This window comes from Limnohabitans sp. 2KL-3 (genome assembly GCF_001269405.1).
GTDB lineage: Bacteria > Pseudomonadota > Gammaproteobacteria > Burkholderiales > Burkholderiaceae_C > Limnohabitans_A.
Window position 1 is genome coordinate 125,050 of sequence record NZ_CXON01000003.1, and the last position, 11,255, is coordinate 136,304.

The following is an 11,255-nucleotide window of genomic DNA, read 5'->3' on the forward strand; positions in this document are numbered from 1 at the left end:
TTCATTGACCCGGCTGAATCGTTGGGGCCAGAAAAATCACCAGCTCTTTGCGCCGACCCGCCTTGTAGGTGCTTTTGAACAAATTGCCAAAAGCAGGCACCTCGCCCAAGCCCGGCACGCGCCGGTTGGTGTCGCTGGTTTCTTCCTGAATCAACCCCCCCAAAATGATCAACTCACCGCTGCGCACCCGCACCATGGTGGTGGCCTCGCTCACATCCAAAATGGGGGCCGTGCTGTCACCGCGTGGCGACACCGCTGTGCCAATCAAGCGCGTCAAGCTGGGGGTGATGTTGAGCATGGCCCAGCCATCGGCCGAAATCTGCGGCGTCACGCTCAAGGTCACGCCCAGGCTCACAGTTTGGGGCTGCTCGTTGACCGTCTCGAGCACGCCGCCCGAGTTTTGCAACACGCGGTTGGACGAACGCACAAAAAACGCCTCGTCCGTGCCCGACTTCACCCGCGCCGTTTGGTTGTTCATGATCCGGATGCGCGGCTGCGAGACCATGCGCACATCGCCTTGCTGGCTCAGCGCATCGAGCAGCGACACATAACTGGCCGGGTTGGTCATGCGCAAAGTCATGGTGCTGGGCAGCGCACTGGTGCCCTGCGGTGCGGTCACCCGGGTGTTGAAGCCAATCGAGTTGTCTCGCCCGGCCACCTGCTGAAAACGAGACCAATCCAGCCCCAGAGCAAAACTGTCGCTCAGCGTCACCTCCACAATGCGCACCTCAATGTCCACCTGGCGGTACATGCCCTCGCGCATCAAACCGATGAAGCGGGTGACCAACTCCACCCGGGCAGGCAAATCGGTCACCATCACCGTGCCGGTCAAACGGTTCACGATCAAGCGGCCCTTGGGCGACAAAAGCGAGCGAATCTGGGTCTCAAACTCCTGCCAAAACGCGGCCCCCTCGCCCCCGCCACCACCGGCGGCACCTGTGCTGCGTTTGGCCTGGATGTAATCGACCTCGTAGGTGCGCGTGATGCTCGAATGCACACGGATCACCCCCTGATCGTCCTCCCACGAATAGCCCAAGCTCGACAGCAAAATGTCAAAGGCCTTGGCCAAAGGCACGTTCTGAAAATCCACCGACACGATGCCGGTGACCTCTGGGTCGGCCACGATGTTCAGGCCATGCGCCTTGGCCAGCAAACCCAGCGCATCGCGCAAAGGCAACTGCCGCGCCTTGAAGGAATACAGCTGGGGCTGACCCGATCCGGCGTCCTGAACGCTGTCAAAGGTCGGCATGCGCTGAGTCAAAGGCAAGGCCGATTCGCTGCTGGGCAGCGAGGCATTCTTTTCTTTCAACTGCTGGTCCACCGGGGCATAGGCCGAAGGCGGAATCGACTCCGAACCCGGCAAGGCCTTGTTCAGGGGCGCACACGCCACCAACGCCGACAAAGACACGGCCAGCAGCACCCAACGGGGCGACGGCAAATGGGAAGAAACAAGCAGGGTCATGTTCGGTTGGAGTTTCATCGCTCAAGCACCTCCACCCAGCGCTTTTGGCGCAGGTCGGGATGGTCAAATTGCACACGTTGGGATTCGATGGCCACCACCTTGAACAGGCCATGGCTCTCGCCCACCGTCAAGGCCTGGCCATTGACCTGGGCCACTTTGCGTGAACCATCGACCAAAATACCGGCCACAAGAGGCACTTCGGGCGGGCCAGGTGGGCGCAAAGCCGTTTGGCCACGCGGGGCGGGCACACGCACCGAAGGCGGCAGCAGCACACTCACCGGCACACGCACCACCTCTTGCGCATCGTTGGCGGGCACCACCACGCCCAAAGCGGGCGGGGCGTCCAGGGCCAGCACGGCGGGCAAGGCCAAGCGCTCGGGGGACAAGCCGTACATCGACAGCCCCCACCCGCCCAAACTCAAAGCCGGAATCAGCAGAAAAGGCAAAAAAGGTTTCATGGACGGTCCAGCACCAAAATGTTGTCGCCCTTGACGCTCACCCTCAGCGCGGGCTCGGCGTTGGCCGTGCCCGGCAAGGCCTCGATCGTCAAAGAGCGCAGAAAAAACTGGCCCTTGCCCACATGGTTGGCCTGCAAGATGTCGTTGAGTCGCTCACTCTCATGGCCCGCAATCGTGGCGCTGGTGTTGATGGTTTCGTGCCGCAAAGCCTGGCCGGGCCGCCAGCCAATGCGGTCAATCAAACTGCGGTAGTTTTCGGCACGCTCGCGGCCCTGGTCGAGTTCTCTGCGGGTTTTCTCCAGCGCCACCTGCTGGGTCTGAGAAAACGCCAAAGCCGCCTGCCCGGTCATGGCCGCATAAATGCCTGCACCCAACAGGCACGAGGCCACGCTCAGCCACAGCACGGTTTTCGAATGAAAGGACAAAGACATGGTGCTTGCGCTCCGGTTCAAGGCAATTGCGTGACAGTGCAAGTCGGCTTGGCCGCCCCTGCCCGGTTGAATTCATTGCTGGCCAGCAGCGTGTGCGTGCCGCTGCACGACACCGTCACCGTCTGCCCGGCTGTGGCCGCGGCCAAAGCATTCAGGTTGCGCCAACGCGTCACCCCATCGTCGGCGGCGGTGGCCGCTGTGGTCAAGGTCGGGTCCACCAACAAGCCGCCCCGGTACCAATAACCGGCCGCCGCACCATCCGCATAGCCCACCGACCCGGTGGGGCTGATGAACGACACGCGCAAATAACGGCTGCGCGGCTCGCTGGTCACGGCCGTGTTGAAGCTGTCCAGGCACACCCCCGTCGAGGTGCTGCCATTGGCAATGTCACCCGACTGCAGCACCGTGTACGCATCGCTCACGGGGTCGCGGTTCATCAGCTCCCAGCGCAGTGTCAGGCCCTGGGCGCTGCCGGTCAAAGGTGCCGAACTCACATAGTTGGCAAAACGCACAAACAGCTGGTTGACCTTGCAAGTCTCGGGCAGCGTGGTGCACACACCGGCCTGGCGCAAACCATCAACCAGTTCACCCAAAGACACCGCCTGCACCCGGCCGTCGTAGTCGTTGGCGTCCGAGGTGGGGCTGTCCACGGCAGGCGTCAAGGGGTTCTCGTACACCCGAAACCCGCGCTCACCCGCAAGGGCTGGAAACACCGTGCCCCGAGCGTCCAAAGTTGGGTCCAGGCCGGTCGTGCCCACCTGCTGAAACAGCGCGTTTTGACGGTCCAGGCGGCGCTGGGCCGGGGGGGCGCGGCGCACGACCACAAAGGCCGCTGCCGAAGAGTTTTCAAACACCGCGTCCACCGTGTCGGCGCTGGTGGTGGCGTAACCCAATGCCGAGTTCCACACAAAATTGCTCTCGTAATCCTTGGCCCAAATGCGTGGCAAGGTCACGTTGATGAAGCTGCGGCGGTACTCGGCGCTGGTGGTGGTCGGGTAGATGCGAATTTTTTGCTCGATGTCCTGCAAGGTGTTGAGGTGGCGGCACAGTTGCGTGCGCACCCCCCCGGTGGACATGTTGGTGTTCACCGCAGGGTCCAGCTGGCTCATGATCGACTTGAACACCCAATTGGCCCCCACTTGCTCCACCGCCGGGTAAAAAGCCGTGGCCGCGTCGTCGCGCAAAGCCGGTTGCACGTCGTAGGCATATGCGGTTTGCCAAGGCGACACCGTGGGCACACCCAGCAATTGCCCCGGCAAAGCACCTGGACGCCCCAGGGCCATCAACTCCAGCGTGGGGCTCAAGGCCACATGGCTGGCCGCCGAGCCAAACCCCCCGGTGTCGGCCTCAGCAAACCGGATCGGCCCGGGCAAACCCATGCCCAGCACCGCTTGGCGCACCAAAGCGTCACGCGCTTGCTGCATGGACAAAGCGTCCTGCCGCGCACTGTCGAGCTTGCCCTGCATGGCCAGCAAGGGAATCAGCATGGCCGCCAGCCCGCCAATCACCATCAGCGCCAGCGCCAACTCGATCAGCAAAAACCCCCGCACAGCAGGTTTCAAGGGTCGGCTCATGGCTGGATTCCTGCAGACGCCCGAGACGCCAAGTCGTACACCGGCCCCAGCATGGTGCTGCCCACCAGCAACAACACCGCCGCCAACACCAACAAGAGCACCGGCTCAAACAAACGCGTGCCGGTTTCAATTTGCTGCTTGAGCTTTTGCGCATAGTGCTCGCTCAGGCGCATGCTTTGCTCGTCCAGCGTGCCCGTGTTTTCACCCAAGCGCACCAGGCTCAGGGCAAAACGCTCAAACACCCGTGTGCTGCCCAAACCCTCGGCCAGCGACTGGCCCCGCGCCGCTTGCGCCCCGATGCGCCCAATGCGACCGCCAAAAAACTGGTTCAGTGGCTGCTGCATCAACACCGTCAGCGTGCGGCTGAGCGTCAGGCCCGCACCGTGCATGGCCGACAGGTGGCTGAAAAACGCGTGGTACACCCGCGCCCGCTCCAACTCGCGCACGCCGGGCAGCCACCAGTACACGGCATGAAACACCGGCTTCATGGCCGGCAGCCTGAGCAGCAACACCAAGAGCAGCAAGGTGCCGCCCAGCACCAGGGGCAGCGAGGCCACATTCGCCTTCATGCCCTCGGCCACCTTCATGACCCACACCGTGGTGGGCGGCAGCTGCACGCGCAAAGACTCAAACAAAGCGGCCATTTTGGGCAAAACCATCAGCAACCAATACAAACCACTCACCACCAACACCGCCAGCACCATGGCCGGATAAATCAAAGCCCGCAGCAGGGCATTGCGCAGCTGGCGCATTTGCTCAAACTGGGCTGCTGCCATGGCCAAAATCGTGCCCAAACGGCCGGTTTCCTGGCCCACCACCACCAACTGGCTGAGCATGGGCGGAAACACCTTGGTCTGGTCCAGCGCCTGCGACAGCGTGTCGCCCCGCTCCACCGAACGCTTGAGGCGCGCGCACAACATGCGCAGCCGCGTGGTCGAGGCGCTGGCCGCCGCCTCGGCCAAGGCCAAACGCAAATCGGCCCCGGCCCGCACATGGCTGGCCATCAGGTGGCAAAACTCGGTCACCGCCGCAGGCTTCAAGGGCCGCAACACCAGGACATTGAGCCAAGTCGGCAAAGACCAGACCCGGTAGGGCTGCAAACCCTGGGCCGACAAAGCGCTCACCAAATCGTTCAAATCGATGTGCTCGCCCGAGCCGCGCACACTCGCGCCCTCGGACGTCATGGCCTGGTACCAATACAGCCTCATGGGGGCAACTCACCAAACACGCGGTTCACCTCGAGCGGGTCGGTCACGCCCACATCCACCAGGCGCTGCGCCCAGGCCCGCATGGGCACAAAGCCGCGTGCGTGCAAGCTGCTGCGCATCTCGGCCTCACCGGCCAATTGGTCAATCAGGCCGCGCAAGGTGTCGTCCACCACCAGCACCTCGCCCACGGCCAAGCGGCCACGGTAGCCGGTGCCGTTGCAGCGCTCGCAACCCACCGCCTTGTAGCGCCCACCGCCCACCGGGGCGCGGCACGCCATGCACAGGCGGCGCACCAGGCGCTGACCAATCACCCCGCGCAAGGTGGCCGACAACAAATACGCCGGCACCCCCAAGTCACGCAAGCGGCTGATGCTGCTCAGCGCATCGTTGGTGTGCAGCGTGGCCGGCACCAAATGCCCGGTTTGTGAGGCCCGCACGGCCATGGTGGCCGTGTCGCCATCGCGAATCTCACCCACCAGCACCACGTCCGGGTCTTGCCGCAAAAAGCCTTTGATGGCCGAAGTGAAGGTCATGCCCGCTTTTTCGTTCAAGCGCACCTGGCGCACCAGCGGCACCTGGTACTCGACCGGGTCTTCAATCGTCATGATGTTGCGCTCCAGCGCATTCACCAGTCGCAAACCGGCATACAAGGTGGTGGTTTTGCCACTGCCGGTGGGGCCAGTCGACAGCACCAGCCCATCGGGCGCACGCATGAGGCGCGTGATTTGTGCCACCTGCTCGGGCCAAAACCCGCACTGGTCCAGCGGCAACACATCGCCGCGCAAAGACAAAATCCGCACCACCAGGTTCTCGCCGTGGGTGGTGGGCATGGACGACACGCGCAAATCAAAGGCCTGGCCCACCACATTCAGGGCAAAACTTCCGTCTTGTGGGCGGCGCGACTCGGCAATGTCCATGCCCGACTCGACCTTCAAGGCCGACGCCACCCGCGCATGCAGGGCATTCGGCAGCACATGGTGCAGGTGCAGCACACCGTCGATGCGGTAAAACAACAACAAGGCAAAACCGCTGGGCGAAAAATGCACATCGCTGGCCCCGCGCTCCACCGCGTCGGCCAAGGCCAAGCGCACCAAGCGCCCGCCGTCCAAGTCGCCCCCCACCCGCGCCAGCTCGTAAGCCAGTTCTTCGGCGCTGGGGTGCGAGGCAAAGTGATACGCCATCTCGATGGCCGAGGCCAAAGCGCCCCGCGCCGACACCCAAAACGCCACCGGCCCCGACACATGGCGGTTCAGGCGCTGCTGGGCATCCAGGTCGGTTGGGTCGTCGACCGCAATTTGCAGCACACCGTCTTGGCTGCGCACCGGCAGCATGCGGTGCTGACGGGCAAAGGCAAACGGCACTTGGGCCAGGGCGTCCGGGTCCACCTGCACCGGGTCAGGCAACCAATAGCTCAGGCCATGCAAGCTGGCCAAGGCGCGGGCCATGTCAAAGTCACTGGCCAGGCGCAACAAGCGCAGCACCTGTGGCGCACCCAAGCCCATGGACTGGCCAATGCGCCGTGTGTAATCCATTTGCTGGGGCGACAGCAAGCCGTTGCTGGCCAACTGCTGCAACAGTTTTTCGTCGTCCAGCGACAAAGCGGCCGTGGCCATGTGGCTGCGGGCGTTGCTCAAAAAGCCCCCGCTGCAATGTTCAAACGCGTCTTTAGACGCGCCCCGGGGGTGCCGGCTGCGGTGTCTTCAAAGGTCAGCTGGGTGTCGGTCAAGCGGCCCATCAGGGTCAGGCGCTCGGCCAGATTTTCGGCCTTGAGCTTGGCGCTGGCATAGCTGCCGGGCACCACAATGTTCAGGTCCACCTGAAAACTCGGCTCACCCGCCACCGGCATGCGCCGCAGCGGCGTGCCCGAGGTAAAGCCGTCCACAAAGCCAGCGGGCTGCAAGCTCACCGCGCCCGGGTCTTTGGCACTGTCTTTTTTGGCCAGCTGTGCCTTGCGGCCGTTGCCCGCACCGGCATTGGCCTGCAACACCGGCTGGCCATCGGCCACTCGCACCCGCTCGGCAGCCGCGCCGTTGCGGGTGATGGTCAAGGACTGCACCTGCACCCCGGCCGGTATTTGGGTGAGCATTTCTTTCAAAAATCGGTCGGCCCGCAAATTGGCGCCCAAGGCGGTCTCGCGCCAGGCGGCCGAACGCAGCGCCATCACGGCCTCGGGCGGGGGCTTGAGCTTTTGCAGCGCCTGCGCCTGCGCCTGCAAACTCAGTTGTTCTTGTTTCAAACCTGCCAGGGTTTGCTGCGCCTGGGTGTGCCACCACAAGCCTGCGCCCAGCAGCACCACACCCAGCAAACTCGCCGTGGCCGCCAAGACCGGGGCCACATGCCAGGCCATCACACGCTGGCGGTAGCCGTTCACAATCAAACTCTCACGGGGCGAAGCAAAAGCCACCCCATACAACTCGGGCTGCAGCAAAACCTCGTTGCCCGGCAGCCCCTGAAACAAAGCCTGCAGCTTGAGCACCAGATCACGCGAACCGTTGCTGGCCCACTCGCCCTCGCTCGCCCACGGGCCATTGCCCAGGCGAATCACATGGCCATGCAGGCCCGAAAACTCCAAAGGCGCGGTGCGCACGGCCGAGTCCAGCCAGGTTTTCCATTTGCTGCCACCCAACTCACCGTTGACCAGGTCGCCCGAGTTCACATTAAAAGACTGCACACGCTGCCAAATGACCCGGCCCTCGCGCACACCCAAGCTGCGCAAGCCGCCCACATGCCACCAGTGCACCAGCACCGCCGCCTGCGTGACCGCGCCCACCAGGGCGGCCACAGCGGCCTCGGCGGTCAGCAAATGGGTCAAAGGCCGCTCGCGTGTGGGCAACAACTCGTGCGCCAACTCGGCATCGTCTTCGAGCATGGCCAGCACATCGACCTCGGCCTCGCCCTGGCGCAACCAATTGACCCGGCTGCGCACCCGAAAGCGTTCGGTGAAAGTACCGCTGTCGGTCAAGTGCCGCTGCACCAGCACCGGCACAAAACGCCGCGACAGGGCACGCAAACGCAGGCGCTCGGTCAGGTTGGCCGGCGAGTCCAGGCTCAGCCGCAAAGACTGCCCGCCTTGCTGCGCCATTTCGTCGATCGCCCCCTGCCCCTGCTGCAGCACCTTGCGGCCACTGAGCACGGCATAGCGAACGGGGTGCGTACCGTAGGCGGTCGCGGTGCGCGACATGCTGACCAACAGGGTTTTCATGAAATGGAGAGGAGCGTGGATGCCGTCGAATTTGGGAAAAAATGGGGGAAAGCACACCCGGGACGTAGGCATCCCAGGGGGCTTTAGAGAAACATTTTCAGATCAAATAGATCAGACAGCGCCACCTTTTGAAGCTGGAATTCGATCAAAGAAATACACCACACTCACCATGTTGTCGCGTGTACCCAAGAGCGTTTCTGGTGAAGTTGTTGCAGATGCAGTCGCATCTGTTTGCCAAAGAGTTGAATAGGTTCCTGTTGCTCCATCACGGGTCAACATGCGCACACGGGTACGGTCTGAACGGGCATCTTGACCATTAATGGCCGTGGACAATCTACGAGCCATCCATTGTGGAACGTTGTGAATCACGATCGCGTTGTAGTCAGCACCAGCGGCCGACTCAGCGCCAGCATCAGTCACTTTTCCGACAAACAAGAAATCTTCATGTACAAGCTTAGCCAACTTGCGGTTGGGTGCGCTGTCACTGATCACACCTGCCAATTTCAAGTCATTCAGCCAAACGTTTGCATTGGTAAGGTTGGTAGCAACGTCAGTCACGGCAGGGGCAGTAGCAACTAGGCCAGCCAATGCACACCCGTCTGTTTCATTGATAGCGCTCACGCCATCGCTAGGGATAGTGGGTTGAAGTACAGAATAAGAATATTCGCTGGCCCGAGCGTTGTTACCAATATCAGTGCGCAAGCTTTTCAACGTTGCATTGGCATCCGCCGCGTAATCAATCACGCCATCCGCATCGCAGTCGCCAGGCATACGGCCTTTGAGCTGCGCGTATTGCTGAATTTGCATTTCAACGGTTTTGACGTCGTTGATCAGCTTGGTGGCTTTGGCCTGATCAATCAGTTCTTGGCCGGTGGTCACGGCGGAAAACAGCAAACCTGCTGCTGCCATCGTGACGGACATCTCGACCAAGGTGAAGCCGCGTTGCTTGCCGGCTGGTTTGAGGTTGCGCTTCATGGAAATTTCCTTGAGGGTTGGGGAAGTGGAATTTGTCGATCCTGTCGATTGACATGGAAATGTTAGCATGCAATCGTAAAATACAACAATCTCATTTGCATCAAATGCTAACATCAATAAATACACAAAAATTATTTTGAAATGAACACCTTGTCTTTGCCTGTGCCTTCCGCTGAGCGCTTCATGGCGCAGGGCGTGCTGCGTGGTGCAGTGGCCGGTGTGGTGGGCATGGCTTGGGCGCTGGTGGCGGGGGCCGCGCCGCCTTTGTCCCCTTCTGAGACTGTTTCAGCCGCACCGCTTTACAGCTGTCCTGGCCCCCTGTTTACCAATGACATCCACCCGGTGCAGGCCCGGGCGCAGGGCTGCACTTTGGCCCAACAAGGCCGCTGGTCTCAGGCCCAAGCCCCTGCCCTGCCTCAGGTTGCGGCAGTGCCTTCAACCCATGCCTTGCCCACTGGCGCTGTTGCCAATACGCCACACATGCCCCCCCCGACGCCCGCGCCCAGCCCTTCCGCCGTTTCATTGGGGTCCTTTGGTGGTTCTGGCTCCTCTGCTGTTTCTGGCTTTTTCGGTGCATTCGACGGTTTACCCACCCCACCCCTGGGGGCGATGCCTGTGGCTGCACCTCAGGTGTCCCAGCTGCCCCTGGCCGCTGCCACGGTGGCAGCCCCCGCCTCTGGCCAGTCCAGCACGGCCCCGTCTGTGGCATCGCCTTTGGTCCTGCGGCCCACGGCCTCAGCAACGGTGTCACACACCGCCTCACCCATTTCAGCACCCCCACCCAGCCCACAAGCCGCTCCAGCCGGGTCCGGTGGCGATGCCCAGCGCCAGCGCGACCGGCATGCCCGCGAGATCGTGTTGGCCGAGTTGGCCAGCACGCAGGCCCGCATCCAGTCTTTGTCGGCCCGGCCGCAGGTCAGTGCCGACGAGGACAACGCCTTGCAACGCCTGCGCCGGGACGAAGAGGCTTTGCGCCGCGAGTTGGCCCGGCGACCGGGGTGAGGCCGAGTTCTCCACCCCTCCCATCGGCCCCCATTTCTCAGACACTTTTTGACCCGAATTTTTTGAAAGCCTTGAACCATGACCGCTGAACTCTCAACTGTGAACAACGACCTGGTGATCTTGCACCGCGAGGCACACGGGCACCTCAAGCTCAACCGCCAGTCGCCCGATTACGGTTTTGCCCGCGATTCGGTCACCGTGGCCCTGACGGTGGCCGAGCTGCCTGCGGCTTGCGCCGAATACCCCTGTGTCATGGCACGCCAGCCCGACGGTGCCCTGAGCCTTTTGGCCGTGACCGGTTTGCAGGCCGGGCACAACCTGTTTGTGGCGGCCGACGGCGCTTGGCAAGGTCAGTACCTGCCCGCCACCTTGGCCACTTGGCCGTTTCGCTTGGTGCGCGAGTCCGACGATGGGCGTTTTTTGGTGGCGGTGCGGCCCGAGGCCCTGAACCCCTCGGTGGGCGACCCGCTCTTCAACGCCGAGGGGCAAGAGCTGCCTTGGCTGCTGGAGCGCTTGCGCCAGCTGACCGAGACCGACGCGGGCATGGGGGCCACCACCGCGCAGCTGGCCCAACTGGATGCGGCCGGTGTTTTGGTTGATCGGTCTTTGCAAGTGATCTTGCCCGATGGCCGCGACCTGGAGTTGCACGGCTTCATGACGGTGGACGAGGCCAGGCTGCAAGGCCTGCCGGCCGACACGGTGCACGCCCTGCACACCAGCGGCGCACTGACACTGGCGTATTTGCATTTGTTGTCGCTGCGCCAGTTCCGCCAGTTGGTGGCCCGCTCGGGCGAGTTGGCCAAACAAGCGGCTTTGCAAGAAGCCCAGCAATTGGCGGCTTTGAACGGCCAGGCGGGGCCTTTGGCTCAGGCCGAGTCGGTCGCTGTGCCTGCCGCCAAAACCACCTGACGGGCTTTTGCCCCTGCCTTGCTGCGTTGTGACT

At 62.7% G+C, this 11,255-nt stretch carries 10 protein-coding genes; 2 read left to right on the forward strand and 8 right to left on the reverse strand.

Features of this window, described 5'->3' with window-relative positions:
- Nucleotide 1 precedes the first annotated feature (1 nt).
- From AMM41_RS05365 to AMM41_RS05400, 8 genes are all read right to left on the reverse strand, one after another.
- Complete coding sequence (locus AMM41_RS05365; protein ID WP_089954045.1) at nucleotides 2-1,480, reverse strand: type II secretion system protein GspD; 1,479 nt, start codon at nucleotides 1,478-1,480, stop codon at nucleotides 2-4.
- Nucleotides 1,477-1,920 (reverse strand): hypothetical protein, encoded by a 444-nt coding sequence (locus AMM41_RS05370; protein ID WP_089954050.1) that lies wholly within the window; start codon nucleotides 1,918-1,920, stop codon nucleotides 1,477-1,479. The genes AMM41_RS05365 and AMM41_RS05370 overlap by 4 nt, the downstream gene beginning before the upstream one ends.
- Complete coding sequence (locus AMM41_RS05375; protein WP_089954056.1) at nucleotides 1,917-2,351, reverse strand: hypothetical protein; 435 nt, start codon at nucleotides 2,349-2,351, stop codon at nucleotides 1,917-1,919. Before AMM41_RS05375 ends, AMM41_RS05370 begins: the two co-directional genes overlap by 4 nt.
- A 17-nt stretch (nucleotides 2,352-2,368) precedes the next feature.
- A complete protein-coding gene (locus AMM41_RS05380; RefSeq protein ID WP_089954061.1) occupies nucleotides 2,369-3,925 on the reverse strand; it encodes a type II secretion system protein in 1,557 nt (518 codons plus the stop codon).
- Nucleotides 3,922-5,133 carry a type II secretion system F family protein gene (locus AMM41_RS05385; RefSeq protein WP_089954065.1) on the reverse strand — a complete coding sequence of 404 codons (1,212 nt, stop codon included), beginning with the start codon at nucleotides 5,131-5,133 and terminating at the stop codon, nucleotides 3,922-3,924. The genes AMM41_RS05380 and AMM41_RS05385 overlap by 4 nt, the downstream gene beginning before the upstream one ends.
- Complete coding sequence (locus AMM41_RS05390; RefSeq protein WP_089954070.1) at nucleotides 5,130-6,767, reverse strand: GspE/PulE family protein; 1,638 nt, start codon at nucleotides 6,765-6,767, stop codon at nucleotides 5,130-5,132. Before AMM41_RS05390 ends, AMM41_RS05385 begins: the two co-directional genes overlap by 4 nt.
- The gene (locus AMM41_RS05395; RefSeq protein ID WP_089954075.1) at nucleotides 6,764-8,335 is read right to left on the reverse strand and encodes a hypothetical protein; all 1,572 of its coding nucleotides are present in this window, start codon (nucleotides 8,333-8,335) and stop codon (nucleotides 6,764-6,766) included. Before AMM41_RS05395 ends, AMM41_RS05390 begins: the two co-directional genes overlap by 4 nt.
- Nucleotides 8,336-8,446: 111 nt before the next feature.
- Entirely contained in the window at nucleotides 8,447-9,310 is an 864-nt protein-coding gene (locus AMM41_RS05400; protein WP_194944624.1) for a type II secretion system protein, read from the reverse strand.
- A gap of 141 nt (nucleotides 9,311-9,451) precedes the next feature.
- Between AMM41_RS05400 and AMM41_RS05405 the strand changes: the two genes are divergently transcribed.
- On the forward strand, nucleotides 9,452-10,312 hold the full coding sequence (locus AMM41_RS05405) for a hypothetical protein (RefSeq protein WP_089954081.1): 861 nt from the start codon (nucleotides 9,452-9,454) through the stop codon (nucleotides 10,310-10,312).
- A gap of 78 nt (nucleotides 10,313-10,390) precedes the next feature.
- Entirely contained in the window at nucleotides 10,391-11,221 is an 831-nt protein-coding gene (locus tag AMM41_RS05410; protein ID WP_089954084.1) for a SapC family protein, read from the forward strand.
- The last annotated feature ends 34 nt before the right edge of the window (nucleotides 11,222-11,255 follow it).